Annotated in this window: 15 protein-coding genes; 5 read left to right on the forward strand and 10 right to left on the reverse strand. The window is 32.3% G+C overall.

Annotated features, from left to right (window positions below):
* Positions 1-612: 612 nt before the first annotated feature.
* The 6 genes from ES044_RS18520 to ES044_RS08985 form a co-directional block, all read right to left on the reverse strand.
* The gene (locus tag ES044_RS18520) at positions 613-768 is read right to left on the reverse strand and encodes a hypothetical protein (protein ID WP_189663256.1); all 156 of its coding nucleotides are present in this window, start codon (positions 766-768) and stop codon (positions 613-615) included.
* Positions 769-1,310: 542 nt separating this feature from the next.
* Positions 1,311-4,229: a glycoside hydrolase family 3 N-terminal domain-containing protein gene (locus ES044_RS08965; RefSeq protein WP_147119084.1), complete on the reverse strand. Its 2,919-nt coding sequence runs from the start codon at positions 4,227-4,229 to the stop codon at positions 1,311-1,313.
* A gap of 211 nt (positions 4,230-4,440) precedes the next feature.
* The gene (locus tag ES044_RS08970; RefSeq protein WP_147119085.1) at positions 4,441-4,926 is read right to left on the reverse strand and encodes an ABC transporter ATPase; all 486 of its coding nucleotides are present in this window, start codon (positions 4,924-4,926) and stop codon (positions 4,441-4,443) included.
* A 37-nt stretch (positions 4,927-4,963) separates the two neighbouring features.
* Complete coding sequence (locus tag ES044_RS08975; RefSeq protein WP_147119086.1) at positions 4,964-5,851, reverse strand: carboxypeptidase-like regulatory domain-containing protein; 888 nt, start codon at positions 5,849-5,851, stop codon at positions 4,964-4,966.
* Between the two features lie 216 nt (positions 5,852-6,067).
* Positions 6,068-6,895 carry a 3'-5' exonuclease gene (locus ES044_RS08980; RefSeq protein ID WP_147119087.1) on the reverse strand — a complete coding sequence of 276 codons (828 nt, stop codon included), beginning with the start codon at positions 6,893-6,895 and terminating at the stop codon, positions 6,068-6,070.
* 67 nt (positions 6,896-6,962) lie between these two features.
* The gene (locus ES044_RS08985) at positions 6,963-7,817 is read right to left on the reverse strand and encodes a PPK2 family polyphosphate kinase (protein ID WP_147119088.1); all 855 of its coding nucleotides are present in this window, start codon (positions 7,815-7,817) and stop codon (positions 6,963-6,965) included.
* Positions 7,818-7,964: 147 nt separating this feature from the next.
* On the opposite strand from ES044_RS08985, the gene ES044_RS18525 reads away from it, so the two are divergent.
* From ES044_RS18525 to ES044_RS09000, 4 genes are all read left to right on the forward strand, one after another.
* The gene (locus ES044_RS18525) at positions 7,965-8,138 is read left to right on the forward strand and encodes a hypothetical protein (RefSeq protein ID WP_189663258.1); all 174 of its coding nucleotides are present in this window, start codon (positions 7,965-7,967) and stop codon (positions 8,136-8,138) included.
* 2 nt (positions 8,139-8,140) lie between these two features.
* Positions 8,141-8,911: an SGNH/GDSL hydrolase family protein gene (locus tag ES044_RS08990; RefSeq protein WP_147119089.1), complete on the forward strand. Its 771-nt coding sequence runs from the start codon at positions 8,141-8,143 to the stop codon at positions 8,909-8,911.
* A complete protein-coding gene (locus tag ES044_RS08995; protein WP_147119090.1) occupies positions 8,911-9,411 on the forward strand; it encodes a cupin domain-containing protein in 501 nt (166 codons plus the stop codon). Before ES044_RS08990 ends, ES044_RS08995 begins: the two co-directional genes overlap by 1 nt.
* Positions 9,412-9,791: 380 nt before the next feature.
* Positions 9,792-10,847 carry a flavin monoamine oxidase family protein gene (locus ES044_RS09000; protein ID WP_147119091.1) on the forward strand — a complete coding sequence of 352 codons (1,056 nt, stop codon included), beginning with the start codon at positions 9,792-9,794 and terminating at the stop codon, positions 10,845-10,847.
* Between the two features lie 322 nt (positions 10,848-11,169).
* Here ES044_RS09000 and ES044_RS09005 read toward each other — a convergent pair whose 3' ends face one another.
* The 3 genes from ES044_RS09005 to ES044_RS09015 all read right to left on the reverse strand — a co-directional run bounded on the left by ES044_RS09005 (position 11,170) and on the right by ES044_RS09015 (position 12,522).
* Positions 11,170-11,427 (reverse strand): DUF6952 family protein, encoded by a 258-nt coding sequence (locus ES044_RS09005; RefSeq protein ID WP_147119092.1) that lies wholly within the window; start codon positions 11,425-11,427, stop codon positions 11,170-11,172.
* 74 nt (positions 11,428-11,501) lie between these two features.
* Complete coding sequence (locus ES044_RS09010; protein WP_147119093.1) at positions 11,502-11,810, reverse strand: thioredoxin family protein; 309 nt, start codon at positions 11,808-11,810, stop codon at positions 11,502-11,504.
* Between the two features lie 70 nt (positions 11,811-11,880).
* Positions 11,881-12,522 (reverse strand): peroxiredoxin, encoded by a 642-nt coding sequence (locus tag ES044_RS09015; RefSeq protein WP_147119094.1) that lies wholly within the window; start codon positions 12,520-12,522, stop codon positions 11,881-11,883.
* Between the two features lie 304 nt (positions 12,523-12,826).
* Between ES044_RS09015 and katG the strand changes: the two genes are divergently transcribed.
* Positions 12,827-15,013 (forward strand): catalase/peroxidase HPI, encoded by a 2,187-nt coding sequence (katG, locus tag ES044_RS09020; protein WP_147119095.1) that lies wholly within the window; start codon positions 12,827-12,829, stop codon positions 15,011-15,013.
* Between the two features lie 279 nt (positions 15,014-15,292).
* Here the strand turns inward: katG and ES044_RS09025 are convergent, their stop codons facing one another.
* A complete protein-coding gene (locus ES044_RS09025; RefSeq protein WP_147119096.1) occupies positions 15,293-16,456 on the reverse strand; it encodes a sigma-54-dependent transcriptional regulator in 1,164 nt (387 codons plus the stop codon).
* Positions 16,457-16,461: the final 5 nt, after the last annotated feature.

A 16,461-nucleotide genomic window follows, 5' to 3' on the forward strand; every position in this document is an offset into this window, starting at 1 on the left:
AAAAATGAGGAACCTCTATCTGTGGCAGGTTTCTGTTATAACCAATACTTTATACCTTCATTTGATTTGCTTATCATTGGTGTTCGATTAAAAATATTTTTAGTTTGATAGACCCTCTTAAAATAAAGGATTCTGCAAATTTTTTAAATGACACCTTGCTTTTTTAAAAATAATTTCATCAACATAAGATAGACAATTTTATTTTAATTTGTAGCTGTTTTTCAGGTAGTTAGGGTCAAGTCTTGATTCCCTGCCTACCGGCAGATAGGTTGGTTCTGAAAGCGGAGCAATCTCGAGTCTTTTATCGGACAAGAATGATTGTTATATATAAATGCGTTTATCTATTTTAGAGTAATCAAAATGAATAAGCTTGTTTGCTAATTTAACATTATTATAAGCCAAGTTTGGCGAGATAGCAATGTAATTATTAAATAAATTAGGATTCTTACTAAATGAATCTAAAATAAATAAAGTACTTAATAAATGCCCAACAGCAATTGCATTCTTTAGCGTTCTATAATGCGCATTTATTTAAGGTATAAATTCTGTACTTACATAACCAAAGAAATTCTCTGCATTTTCAGCACATTTTCCATATCTATCGATCGAGTTTTAAGTTTCTAAAACAGGTAATAACTCGTTATTTCTTGCATAATCTAATTTTTTGTAATAAGGAGAAGTTATGCCAGCCACAATAAAAGATTTTGTATTTTCGGTTAAAAAAAAAATAGCGCTCGGATATTCAGAAAATGCTAGTTTGGCTGTCAAACACATTGATTACATTAAAATATTCGTGAACTCTCCAATCATGATCAACTGGCGTATAAGTTAAAATATCTCTTTTTTACTGTTTAACTTTCGACTGAATTTTTACGTTTTCAACTCCCGCAATATTTTGTAGAAGTATAAGACTAATACAAAAAGAAATTAAAATAAAAATTACTTCATTTTTTTCATGATTACTACGTTTTATATCATACGATAACTGCTTTTAAAAAACTTTTTACAGAGGCATACTAGAGTGATTTTTTTAAAAAGGTAAGCTTGCTAAAATTAGCAAAAAGTAAATTGAGCCAAATAAAAAATTAAATAATAGCTATTTTTTTAATTAGCACAAAACAAGCGGACTATACAAATAGCCGACAAACAAGTTTAGCCCAGATTGAACGGCCTGTTTGAGCTCTTACGCTTTTGGGCGTAAAGCGAGTAGTGAAAGCTGGAAATAGCTTCTAAAAAAAGAAGGACAAAATTAGAATTGGCTTTTCTATTTAATTTTGACTGTTGTGTAATTTACACAAAATTTAGTTTCACTAATCAATAATAGCATCTTGAATAATTTGCTGAATTTTAGTCCGAATATTTTCTTTAATCAAACCTCTATTGCCCATATTAGGATACACTCTGTTGGATAAAAATACATACACGATTTCGCTTTTTGGATCTGCCCAAGCATACGTGCCTGTAAAACCAGAATGCCCAAAACTCTCCTCTGAAACACAGCCACAAGTTGCTTCTACATTTGGGTTTAATTGCGGTTTATCAAACCCCAAACCACGGCGTACTTTTTTATCGACATAATAGCGCGTGTTAAATTTATCTATGGTTTCTGATTTTAAATAACGTCTGCCACCATAAAAACCTTTTTGCAAATACATTTGCATCATTTTTGCAACATCATTAGCATTGGCAAACAAACCCGCATGCCCAGCAACGCCTCCTAGCATAGCAGCGCCCATATCATGCACATAACCATGCACTAATTGATTCCGAAAATAATCATCTATTTCTGAAGGTACAATCTCTGATTTTTGAAACTTTTTAAGCGGTAAATACGTCATTCTATCCGCACCTAAAGAACTATAAAATTGCTGCTCGGCTAATTTATTTAGCGGCAATCCGTAGTTTGTTTCTAGCGCTTCTTTAAATAAATAATATCCTAAATCGCTATATTTATAACCTTCATCTATTCTTTGATCTGCATCTCTGATATATTTATAAATACTGTCTTTATACGATTTTCTAATATAAAGATCTTCGGCAACTTTAACATTGTATTTATAACTTCTTTTTTTTCTGTAAAAAATTGGTAAATTTTTATGCGTAATACTATCTTGTGTTTTTAAATAAAAAGGAATCCAAGCTTTTAGTTTACCAGAATGCGATAATACTTCTTTTACAGACACCATGGCTTTATTTGTAGCTGCAAAACTTGGCAAAATATCTTGTACATTTGCTGTTAATGGTATTTTTTGATCTTCTTCTGCCTTCATCATTAAAGGTAAAGAAGCCAACATTTTGGTTAAAGATGCCAAATCATAAATATCAGAATTTTTTACAGATCTCGTTTTTTTTTCGGTATGATAGCCGTAACTTTTCTGAAAAACTACTTTTCCTTTTCTTGCCACTAAAACCTGAAAACCAGGTGCCATTTTTTCGCTTAAAATGGTCTTTGCAATCGTGTCTATAAAAGATAACTTTTTAGACGATAACTTAACCGCTTCTGGTATGGTGTATTCTAATCTGCTTAAACTATAAGTTTGTATGCCCTGCCCAACTTTAAAATCGCTACCTATAGATACGGGTAGTTTTCCTTGCGCTTTAAAAGCACCGAAAATAATTTGTGCAGAAATTTCTTGCGCCAATTTACTGTTTTGATAAGAAACAATAATAGTTTCTATGTTCGTAAAACTTTTTACTTTTAGTAAACTATAGGGACTTGTAAAAACATCTAAAATTACATTTTTTTCTCTAGCAATTTCTTGCAACCAAACTAACTCTTTGCTTTTAAATTTATAACTTTTCCAAGGATGATCGTTTGATTTATGAAACCCAATAATTACTTGATTGTACGGTTTTAATTTTTCTAGTAAACCATCTAAATTTTCATCAGAAATTACATCTACCTTTGTATAATTCTTAAGCATATTTACAAAATGAGCTGCAGGTGCATCACCTAACTTTACATAAGCAATTTTCTTGTACTCTAAATTTGCAAAAGGAACATTTTGATTTGTGTCTTTTACCAGAGTAATAGCATTCTTTACAAGTTCTCGATGCAAAAGTTCGTCTTCTATGGTATTTAAATCTTCTTGTAAATTAGCTAATTTAACAGGGGTGTAATTTTGCAAACCCATCCAATACTTTGCCTTTAAAATCTTTTTTACAGAAAAATTAAGTCTTTCTTCGGTTAGTGTTTTTAAAGTGAGTGCTTGTTTTATAAGACGAATACTTGCTGGCACGTCTTGCGGAATTAACAAAAGATCATTCCCTGCCATAAAAGCTGCCAAGTCTATTTCTGCAGAAGTTGCATAATTAGCTGCACCTTTCATGTTTAATCCATCAGTAATAATTAAACCATTAAAGCCCAACTCTTTTTGCAATAAATCTGTTACGACACTTTTTGAGAGTGAGGTTGGCAAATTCGTGTTAGACTCTAAACTTGGTATGTTTAAATGCGCCGTCATTACACTGCCCATTCCTGCATCAAACACTTTTCTATAAGGGTATAATTCTATGGAATCTAAACGAGCTTTATCAAAATCTAAAAGCGGTAAGGTATGGTGAGAATCTGTTGCGGTGTCGCCATGCCCTGGAAAATGTTTTGCATTGGCCATTACTCCGTATTTTTGCATTCCTTGTGTAAAAGCAATCGCTTTTTGGGTAACGTTTTCTTTGCTTTCGCCAAAAGAACGATTTCCGATAATAGGATTTTCTGGATTTGTATTGATGTCTACAACAGGTGCAAAATTAATATGAATTCCTAATCTTTTACAGTGCTTTCCTAAATGTTCTCCGAACTGTTTTACCAAAGAATCATTTTGAATGGCACCTAAAGTCATGTTCCAAGGAAATTTATAGGTGTTTTGTAAACGCATGTCTAAACCCCATTCGCCATCAAAACCAATCATTAATGGTAGTTTAGCAGTTGCTTGATATTTATTATTTAAAACTGCCTGTTTTTGCGGAGTTCCTTGCATAAAAATTAAATTACCTACATGATATTTTGTAATCATTTCAGTAATAAAATCTTCATGGTTTGTATCTAAATTAGAATACGCTTGCACCATAAATAACTGACCAATTTTTTCATCGACCGTCATATTACTTAACAAACTATCTACCCAGATTTCTTGAGCTTCAAAATCTTTAGTTCTTAAAGGGTCTATGGTTTGGGCGCTTAACTTAATACTTAAAGCGATTAATACTATGTATAAGAATTCTTTTTTCATCTATTCTTTTGAATATTTTTAGGGATTTTAGCAGGCTTTCGCTACTCAATTTTTTTTAGGTTTGTTTCTGTATCATTTCGCTAAAAAGCAGAACTACTGCAACTAACAGGCAAAAAGAGTCCAAGCAATTAACTTTTTTTGAGGTTGCCGTTAGGCTCAATCGCTACAGCAACTTGCCAATTAACAGCAACGCTTAATTTAAAATCAATCGTTATACCAAAAAGCGTTTGTGCCAACTTTGCGCTGCCGGAATTTCCCAATTATTTTCGAAATCTTCTTTTGTATGTACCATATTGTTAAATACAATAGTTTCTGAAGTAATCTTTTTCTCTTTTGCAAAATGCTGAAAATCAGATAATTTTAACATATTTACATGTTCGCCATCTTTAAAAGTAACGTTCATTTTATCCATTAAATCTAATTGTAATTCTTTTTCTATTGCTTGTATAAAACGAACAGAAGAATCAATAGAACAACCAGAAACATTGTTAAAGCTTTCATCGACCGCCAACACTAAAAACTGATTGTATTTAATAGTAAATGAGCCTTTTAAATTGTCTCCATGTCGCGTCCAAGTATTGATAAACTCCACTGCTTTTTCTGAAATAAATTCTATTTCTGTAAGGGTGAATTCTCTATTAGATTGATAAATCCAAACACGAGAATTATGAGGTAAATTTTTATATTCTGTAAACATATTTTAAGAATGTTTAATTGTTTAAGTGTGTATTTGTTTAATTAGATAAAGTTAATGAAATTGCCGGAGCATATTTTTTCATTTCCTGAATGCTATTTATTGGCGATAATTGCCACTTTCCTTTTCTATAAAGATAAAAATTGTCATTTCTATCTTTCCTACCATATTTAGCATACCCAATAATAGGGGCATAATAAAGTTCATTTTCAGTTATTCTATCGTTTTCTCCGTATTCATTAAACGGAATAAGTAGTTTTTCAAAGGCGATAAAAAGTCCGTTTTCTGGCATTTCTAAATTATAGTTAGCAATATCAATGCTTACTTTTTTTTGTCCTTCTTTTATCTCAACGGGTACATTTACATTTAAAATATCTTCTTTTGGCATCCCTGTTTTAGTGTCTTTATTAAAAACTCGAATTCTAAATTTCGCTTTTTTTCTATGCGCATTTCGTTTAGAAAAATGAATTTCTAACGTTTCTAAATAACTGCAACAACTTGCTCTTTTATCCTTCGGAAAATATTTTGCTAGCATCCTCATTCCGGAAGTATGCACGCCCTCTACCCTACTTTTTACTTCCCCTAAAACAACTGATTTCTCAATTCTTTTCGTCAATGTAATTTCATCTAAAACGATATTTAAAGCCTGTAAATAAAACGTTTTCTTGTACAAATCTTTTGCAAAAACAAGGGTGTCTTTATAATTTAAACAAGAAACATGAACTTTCGATTCTAAATATTTTTTATTTAAATTCATTGAAAATATACCACCTTCATTTGACGAAATCCCTTTGTTTGAATTCAAAAAACTGATGTTTGCATACACCACAGGTTCTTGTGTTTTTGAATCTACTAGTTTTCCTTTGAACTCTATTTTTTGAGAAAACAGTTGTGTGGATATGAATAAAAAAAAAAGTAAGTTTTTCATCAATTATTTTATTGTTTAAAATCAACTGCATAAAAAACATAGCACACAGCCTCTATATTTTCTAAATTAAAATAAGGTGATTTTTTTTAATTAGAAATGATACCCTCACAAAATACAGTGATACACTATTAATTTTTGTTGATTTATTTTACATTTAAACCACTTTTCGATACAAAATTCTTGAAAAAATAAATTTACTCAAAGTAACCGTATCTTCTATCTCAAATTAAATTTTTGCTGTAAAGCTTGTAATTTATCGGCATCAGACATCGTGTCTTTTGGTGCAGACATTCGCTCTTTAATTCCTTTTAAAACCTTTTTTGTATACAACGGAAAATCGGCATTCTGAATCCAGTTATTATACCCAGGGTTTTCTGTAAACACCTCCTCTACAGTTTTACCTCTATATTTTCCGAAAGAAAATATTTCTTGCTTTTTATCATTCATTAAAATAAAACCAGCAAAATCTGCTCTTTCTCCGTGAGTAGAATATTCGCTTAACGTATCCACTGTGTTGCCGATATCGCCATACTTTTCTACTTGCGCTAACAAAATTTCATAGGTTGCGTTCGTATCTGCCTCGGCCCCGTGGGCGCCCTCTAATTCTTTATCACAATAAAACTGATACCCAGCTCCTAGCGTTCTTTGTTCTTTTTTATGAAAAATAACTTGCACATCAATTGCTTTTCTACCCTTCATATCAAAATCGATGCCTACCCGCATTAATTCTTCTGCTAATAAAGGAATATCGAATCTATTCGAGTTAAAACCTGCTAAATCACAACCTTTAATCATGTCATTTACTGTGGTTGCCAATTCTTTAAACGTAGGTTCTGCGGCTACTTTTTCATTGGTAATGCCGTGCACAGCGGTAGACTCTCCTGGAATTTCTATTTCCGGATTTACCAACCACGTTTTACTTTCTTTATTGCCATTCGGAAAAACTTTTAAAATTGATATTTCTACAATTCTGTCTTTTGCAATGTTTACTCCTGTTGTTTCTAAATCAAAAAATACGATGGGTTGCTTTAATTCTAAATTCATTTTGTTATTTTAATCTCTTTACTACGATGGCAAAAATAGTGTTTGTTAGTTTCAACGCAATAGAGAACTATTCGTTATTTAATTGTGCTTTAAATTTTTCTACTTGATCTTGAACTTTAGCGGGTAAACTTGGCTCTTTAAAGTTGTACTTTTTTAATTCTTTTACTAAAATTTTTGCTAAAATTAAACGTGCCGTTGGTTTATCATCTGCAGGAATTACAAACCAAGGAGCATTTTCTTTAGAAGTTCTGTTTAATAAATCTTCGTAACAAAACATATAATTGTCCCATAATTTGCGTTCTTTAAGATCTGCCATAGAAAACTTCCAGTTCTTTTCTTGAATGTTTAGCCTTCTTAATAATCTATTTTTCTGCTCACTTTTAGAAAGATTTAAAAAGAACTTTAAAACAATAGTTCCGTTTTTAGCCAAATGATTTTCGAAATCATTAATTCTCTCCATTCTATCATGATAAAAATCATCGTTCAAATCGGCCAAATTTTTTATTACCGGAATATTTTCACCGAAAACATATTCTGGATGCACTCTTGTTACCAACACGTTTTCATAATGCGTTCTATTGAAAATACCTATTTTTCCTTTTGGCGGAATCGCAATATAATGTCTCCACATAAAATCGTGCTTCAACTCTAACTCCGTTGGTACTTTAAAACTATGAACTTGCACTCCGCTTGCATTTACATCTTTAAAAACTTCTCTTATAAGGCTATCTTTGCCAGAAGTATCCATTCCCTGCAAGCAAATTAGCGCACCATATTTGCCTTCTGCATACATGCTATTTTGCAAATTGCTTAACTTTTTTCTAATTTTTTTAAGCTCCTTTTTGGCATCTTCTAGCACCTCTTTTGTAGAAACTTCATCGAGTTTAAGAGTACTGCTAACTTTGTATTTCTGTAAATTCATAGTACTTTTTATAAAGGTTTAAAGATAGAGAAATTAGTGGCTTTAGTGTAGTTTTTACGCAACGATTTATCATTCTAAATGGTAATTATATCTTAAAATATTATTACCGAAGCTTTTTATTTTTTAATTCTAAAATTTCTTATATTCGTGCGAAAATTAAACAAAGTGCCGAAGAAAGGAAAAGCAAAAAATACTGTTAATAAGGCGAAGCACACAAAATTGATGCATCAAAAAATAAGCAAGGTAAAATCAGAAAAACAACTCACTAAAGAGCGTTTAAAAGCAATTATTAAAAAAGCTAACGAACAAAAGGATACATAAAAATGAGTTTAAAATACTATTTAGGTATCGTTGTTTCTTTTCCACTTTTACCCATTATGTATTTGCAAGGAAAAAATATACGTAAAAACGTACCAAGACTTCCTGAAGCAAGAAACCCGAGAGGATACATAAAAACGGATGCGGAAAAAACCTTAAAAATTATAGCAATTGGCGAAAGTACTGTGGCAGGAGTTGGCGTAGATTTTCATAAAAACGGATTTATTGGTGCGCTAGCCAAAGAAATATCAGAAAAAACAAACAGCTCGGTTTTATGGCGTGTTTATGCCAAAAGCGGTTTTACCGCAAGAATGGTGCGAAAAAGAATTGTTCCTGAAATTGAAGACTCTAATGCAGATATTATTGTGATTGGTTTAGGCGGTAATGATGCATTTAAATTAAATTCTCCTGAAATTTGGATGCACAACATTCATCTTTTAATTAAAGATTTAAAAAGAAAGTTTCCTAAAACGCCTATTTATTTTACAAATATGCCACCAATAAAAGAGTTTCCTGCATTCACGAATATTATAAAATTTGTGGTTGGTAACTTGGCAGAAATTTTAGGAAAAAAGCTAGCTAACAATGTTAGAAATAAAAAAAATGTTCATTTTAACGATGAAATTATAAGCATTGAAACCTGGAAAGAAAGATATAAAATAGAAGGAGACTTGACTGCTTTTTTTAGCGATGGCGTACATCCTTCTAAATTAACTTATCAAATTTGGGGGAAGGATATGGCCACTTTTATAATGAATACAAAAAGTTTTAAATAATGAACGGAAAAGAAATAATCGATTTTTTTAAATTAACAAAACATCCCGAAGGTGGTTATTATAAAGAAAAATACAGAAGCAAAGGAGAAATTTTAGCGAAGAATTTAAGTGATGATTTTGAAGGAAACAGAAACTATTGTACCAGTATTTATTTCCTTTTAACTTCGGATAAGTTTTCTGCTTTTCATAAAATTAGTCAAGATGAAATTTGGCATTTTTACACGGGTACAACTCTAAAGTTACACATGATTTCTCTAGATGGAACCTATTCTTTTGTAATGATTGGAAATGATTTTGTAAAGGGAGAAATTCCTCAATTTACAGTTCCTGCTCATCATTATTTTGCAGCCGAAGTAACAGAAAAAAATTCTTTTTCTTTTACAGGTTGCACCGTTTCTCCAGGTTTTGATTTTAGAGATTTTGTTTTACCAACGTGCGCAGAATTATCAAAAGAGTTTCCTGAACATTCAGAAATTATTGCGCAATTAACGCATCATTAAAAATGATGCCTATTTTAAAGCAGTTTTAAAGAAGATTCTATTCCGTTAAATTAGGGTTAGTTTTACTTATTGTTTCATTTTTAATGTAAATATATTCTAATTATGGCATCAATCAAAAACACATTATCAGATTTATTGCACTTATAATATCGACATACACCTATTTAAAAGATAAGAAAACAAACATTTTAACATTCTTAATAACGTTACTTTTGGGCTTGTTTTCTTTGATTGATTTCTTCATTTTAGAAGTCAATTTCTCTTTAAATATTGGCGATATCATAGCAATCCATTTAAATCCTATTTTTATTTTTTTATTGATTTTATTTTTTCCTTTGGATAAAAAATTAATGAATGAAAAATTTACAGGCTAAAATACTATGAAGAAAAAAATCCTAATTATTGGTGGCGGCATTTCTGGAATCTATCTTGGATATCGTCTTAAAAAAGAAGGTTTTTCCATAAAAATTCTAGAAGCAAATGATAGCGTCGGAGGAAGAATTTACACCAAAAAAATTCAGAACACAAAAATTGAGTTGGGCGCTGCTTGGCTTTGGAGATACAATCCTGAATTATTACAGCTTTGCAAAGATTTAGAAATTTCTTTATTCGAACAAAATATGAGTGGTGATGCGCTTTTTGAAGCATCAAACATACATTTACCAGAACGCTTTCAGACGCCAAAAAATCAAGAAATTAGTTATCGAATTGTTGGCGGAACAGCCACTATTTTAGAAAAATTAGCTGTAGATTTTACAGATGATGAATTGCTGTTACATCATAAAGTTACAAAAATTGATGCAGATAAACCTTCAATTACGGTTTTTACAGACAATTTAAACTTTTCTGCGGATATGGTTATTTCTACAATTCCGCCTCAACTTCTGGTCAACTCGGTTCAGTTTAACCCAAAATTAGATGAAAGAGTCTTTCAAATTGCAAATGACACACATACTTGGATGAAAGATTCTATAAAATTTGCAATTGTCTACAACACGCCGTTTTGGAGAGAAGAAGGATTATCTGGCGTTGGGTTTAGCAACGTGGGTCCGTTTACAGAAATCTACGATCATTCAGATTTTGAAAACAATCATTTTGCTTTGATGGGTTTTCTAAACGGAAGCTTATCTAACGAAACCATAGAATTTAGAGAAGAAAAAATAAAGGAACAACTTTTTAAGTTTTTCGGCGAACAAGGAAAAAACTATCTTTCGTATCAAGAAAAAATTTGGAATCAAGAAAGCCTTTTAAATTTTAAAAATAACCACTTTTTGAGTCCGCATTTTAATAACGGACATGCTATGTACCAGCAAGAATTTTTAAACGGCACCTTTATAATTGCAGGCTCTGAGACCTCACCAAGTTATGGCGGTTATATGGAAGGCGCAATTTATAGAGGAAATCAAATTATAGAAAAGTTGAAAAAGAAGTTTTAAAATTTAATAGTTCTCGAAATATTAGAATTGTTCTTATTTTAAGCTACCAACCTACCATCATTAAATACCTTTTCAAATAACAAAACGTAGTATTTTGTCATTTTAACTTTAGAAGAAATCTCATTACAATGAACTTGAAAAACTTAACTTTAAGTGATTTTTCCCTGTGGTAGAAGAAATAAAACTGTTCACTATCATTTTCGCCTGTATTTTTTTCTTTGATTAAAAGCCTGTTAATGATTCGTCTATTAAAATACTTCTTCTAAAAACAAAAAATCTCAAGTTTTCACTTGAGATTTTATCTTTTCTTAAAAGATACTTTTTACTTATCGATAGAGCCTAATACACGTTTCATAAACGTATTTAGCGCTTCTTTTTTCGGTACACCGTCCTTTATCATTTTATCGACCTCAACAGCGCCATACATATTAGAGATTAACTCGCCAATAACATCTAATTCTTCATCTTTTAAAGACGGAACTTCCGTTAATGCTTCTAGCGTTTCAATGGTTTCTAATATATAATCTTGATCGTTTTCTTCGATAAAATTTGTGAGATGTTTTATTACAGGTAATTTCATATTTGAATTTTTTAAATAAGATGCTGAAACAAGCTTTCGACTATGTTCGAAATACCCTCTTCAGAATGACAAAATTATTCAATTTCTGCCACCAATTCCTTAAAAACATCAAACTTATTTGTTTGTGTTTGATTTTTCTTTTCACCACCTACAAACGTTGCGAATGTTGGTAAATTACTAACATCTGCTAATTTTCTGCTTTCAGGAAATTTTTCAGCATCAACAATCACAAATTTAATAGTTTCTAATTCTGAAGCCAACTTTTTAAACTTTGGTTTCATTATTCTACAGTTACCACACCAAGTTGCAGAATATTGCACCACAACTTTTTCATTACCACTTATAATTTCTTGTAAATTATCTTCTGTTAATTCTTGCACCATAATAGTTATGAGTTTTAAATTATGAATTACAAGTATAAAACTCGTAATTCATAATTTGTAATTAATTTTTTTAGTTAGAAGCTAAATATGCTTTTGTTCCTTTTGCGTTAGGAGCCATTGCTTCTTTACCTTCTTCCCAGTTTGCAGGACAAACCTCTCCGTGAGATTGTACATGCGCATATGCATCGATTAAACGTAAAAATTCATTTACATTTCTACCAACAGGCATATGATTAATTCCTTCGTGAAATACAGTTCCTTCTTCATCAATTAAGTAAGTAGCTCTGTATGTTACATTATCTCCCTCTACCTGAACAGTTTGAGAAACTTCATCAAACGTTTCATTTGTAATATCTAAAATACCTAAAATAGATGATAAATTTCTATTTGTATCTGCTAAAATTGGGTAGGTTACACCTTCGATTCCGCCATTCTCTTTAGAGGTACTTAACCATGCAAAATGCACTTCTGGAGTATCACAAGAAGCACCAATAACAACTGTGTTTCTTTTCTCAAACTCACCTAAAGCTGCTTGAAAAGCATGTAATTCTGTAGGACATACAAATGTAAAATCTTTTGGATACCAGAATAACAATACTTTCTTCTTATTGTTTACTGCTTCTTCTAACACATTTAGTTTAAAAGTATCGCCCATATCATTCATTGCGTCTACATTTAAATCTGGAAATTTTTTACCAACTGCTGTTGCCATGTTTTTATATTTTTTTGATTATTATTGTTTAATTTTCTACTGCAAATTTAGAAATGTAATGGGCTTAAAAACAAAAAAGTTGATGGGAACTTTTTATATTCCCATCAACTTTAATTATGACAAACCGCTAATTAAATAGAGTTATACTATTTTAAAATACTGCTATAAAATTGCGTAACTTTAGAGAATGAATAGAGTAAAATAGTTTTTAACTATTTTAAAATAATAATTATAGATAAAAATTATCCAAAACAACTCTTTTAGTCTTGTAGGTTTGCAATCGAGGAAATAAAATTCAATACTTATGGAAAAATATAGCGATAGTAATAAATGCCCATTTATGGGAGGTATTCAAAAACAAACTGCCGGTAACGGGACTTCTAACCGAGATTGGTGGCCCAATGAATTAAAATTAAATATTCTGCGTCAAAATTCAGCAGCATCTAACCCGATGGCAAAAGATTTTGATTATGCAACTGCTTTTAAGAGCATTGATTTTGCTGCTTTAAAACAAGATGTACTCGACTTTATGACCGACTCACAAGATTGGTGGCCAGCAGACTACGGGCATTATGGTCCTTTTATGGTTAGAATGGCTTGGCATAGCGCGGGTACGTACAGAGTTGGCGACGGACGTGGAGGAGCGCGTTCTGGCTCACAACGTTTTGCTCCCATAAACAGTTGGCCAGATAATGGCAATTTAGATAAAGCACGTTTGTTACTTTGGCCGATTAAAAAGAAATATGGAAACAAATTATCTTGGGCAGATTTAATGATTCTTGCTGGTAATTGTGCCATGGAATCTATGGGATTTAAAACTTTTGGTTTTGCTGGCGGACGTGAAGATGTTTGGGAACCAGAACAAGATATCTATTGGGGTTCTGAAACCGTTTGGGGAGAAAACGAAGAACGTTATAAAGAAGGAGAATTAGAAGATCCGCTTGGTGCCGTAATGATGGGTTGGATTTATGTAAACCCAGAAGGACCTAACGGAAATCCTGACCCGATGGGCTCGGCAAAAGATGTAAGAGAAACCTTCGGCAGAATGGCTATGAATGATGAAGAAACCGTTGCACTTACTGCGGGTGGCCATACTTTTGGCAAAGCGCATGGTGCCGCAGACCCAAATAAGTATGTTGGTCCAGCACCACATGCAGCTCCAATTGAAGAAATGAGTACAGGTTGGAAAAATTCTTACAAATCTGGTGTTTTAGACGATACAATTACAAGCGGAATAGAAGGTGCTTGGACACCCAACCCAACCACATGGGATCATGATTATTTTGATATGTTGCTAAATTACGATTGGGAATTAACCAAAAGTCCGGCAGGAGCGCACCAATGGAAACCAACAGCAGCCTCTAATGCTAAAAGAGCACCAAAAGCTGGTGATGCAAGTAATCAACAAGATTTAATGATGACTACTGCGGATATCGCTTTAAAAGTAGACCCTAAATATTTAGAAATATCTAAACGTTTTCATAAAGACCACAAGGCTTTTGAAGATGCTTTTGCTAGAGCGTGGTACAAATTAACACATAGAGATATGGGACCAATTTCTCGTTATCTAGGTTCAGAATTCCCAGAAGAAGAATTGCTTTGGCAAGATCCAATTCCGGCCGGAACAACGCTTTCTGATGCAGAAATCTCAACATTAAAAAAGACTATTTCAAGTGCTGATGTATCGATTTCTCAATTAGTAACTACGGCTTGGGCTTCTGCTTCTACCTTTAGAGGTTCAGACATGCGAGGTGGTGCAAATGGCGGAAGAATCCGTTTAGAACCGCAAAAAAGCTGGGCAGTTAATACTCCTTATGAATTAAATAAAGTCTTAAAGGTTTTAGAAGAAATTCAAAAAGATTTTAACGGCAGCGTTTCGATGGCAGATTTAATTGTTTTAGGAGGTACTGTTGCGATTGAAAAAGCCGTGAAAAATGCAGGATACGCTATTGCTGTTCCTTTTATTTCTGGAAGAGCAGATGCTTCTAAAGAGCAAACAGATACTGCTTCTTTTGGTTATTTAGAACCTAAAGCAGACGGATTTAGAAATTTTATTAAAAAAGATTTAAAATTAGCTGCAGAAGAATTGTTGATTGATAAAGCCCAATTACTAACCCTTTCTATTCCTGAAATGACAGTTTTGGTCGGTGGTATGCGTGTTTTAGGTGCTAATTATGATGCTTCTAAATATGGTGTATTTACCGATACTGTTGGTACACTTACAAATGATTTCTTTGTAAATATTTTAGATTTTGGTACTACTTGGAAAGCAACTTCTAGCGATGATACTTTATTTGAGGGAACTGACAGAAAAACTGGTGAAATTAAATTTAGAGGAACAAGAGCAGATTTAATTTTTGGTTCTAACACAGAATTAAGAGCAATTGCAGAGGTGTATGCCGCAGATGACGCCAAAGAGCGTTTTGTAAACGATTTTATAGTTGCATGGACAAAAGTGATGCATCTTGATCGATTTGATCTACATAAGTAAAAAGAACTTTTTACAAAAAAAAAGGGAATCAACCGATGTTGATTCCCTTTTTTAATTTTTACTTATTAGATTTTTACCCAAAGAAACCAAACCGTTCTGCCTTTTGCTACTCCGTTTGCTTTTCTTGTTTCTTATTCCGTGTTTCTTCTTTACAATTTCTTACTCCTTGTTTCTTGCATCCTGTTTCTTCTCTAAAACTTCTTGCCTACTGTCTCTTGTTTCTTATTTCTTGTTTGTTGTTTCTTGCTTATCCAAAGTATCTTGTCTCTTATTTAAAACCTATTTACTAGCAAATAATTTTATATCATTTGCAGAAACTTCTTTTTCACCTAAAATCATCAAACGCTCTACAACATTTCTTAATTCTCTAATATTTCCTGACCAATCATATTTTTTCAGAAGATTTATGGCTTCTAATGAAAACATTTTTTTAGGAGTTCCTTGTTCTTTTGATATTTTTGTAGTGAAAAAATCAACCAACAAAGGAATGTCTTCTCGGCGCTCATTTAATGCCGGAACTTTAATTAAAATAACCGCCAATCTATGATACAAATCTTCTCTAAAACGCCCTTCTGAAATCTCTGTTTTTAAATCTTTATTCGTTGCCGAAACAACTCTAACATTTACTTTAATATCCTTATCAGAACCTACTCTAGAGATGCTGCCTTCTTGCAAAGCACGTAAAACCTTTGCTTGTGCAGACAAACTCATATCGCCAATTTCATCTAAAAAAATAGTACCACCATTGGCAGCTTCAAACTTCCCTGCTCTGTCTTTATTGGCTCCGGTAAAAGATCCTTTTACATGCCCAAATAATTCACTTTCTATTAACTCAGACGGAATTGCAGCACAATTAACCTCGATCATTGCTGCTTTAGATCGACCTGATTTTTCATGCAACCAATGCGCAACTAATTCTTTACCCGTTCCGTTTGGACCCGTAATTAAAACTCTTGCGTCTGTTGCTGCTACTTTTTCGATGATCTCTTTGATGTGACTAATTTCAGCACTCTCACCAATCATCTCGTAATTTTTGCTAACTTTTTTCTTTAAGCGTTTATTTTCTACAATCAACACCTTTGTATCCAAAGCATTTCTGATTGTATTTAAAAGACGATTTAAATCGGGTGGTTTTGAGATATAATCAAACGCACCCAATCGCATTGTGTTTACCGCTGTATCTAAATCTCCATGTCCAGAAATCATTACAATTGGTATTTCTGGTTTTATTTTTTTTGCTTTTTCTAACACCTCAACACCATCCATTTTTGGCATTTTAATATCACATAAAACCAAATCGTAGTCGTTATCTTTAATCATTTCAATGCCCTGCAAACCATCTTCTGCCTGCTCTACCCTGTACGCATCATTTTCTTCAGAAATAATTTTGGTTAAAACTCTTCTAATTGCCGCTTCATCTTCTATAATTAATATTTTTGACATACTTT

Origin of the sequence: Polaribacter sp. IC066 (assembly GCF_007997085.1) — a bacterium.
Taxonomy (GTDB): domain Bacteria; phylum Bacteroidota; class Bacteroidia; order Flavobacteriales; family Flavobacteriaceae; genus Polaribacter.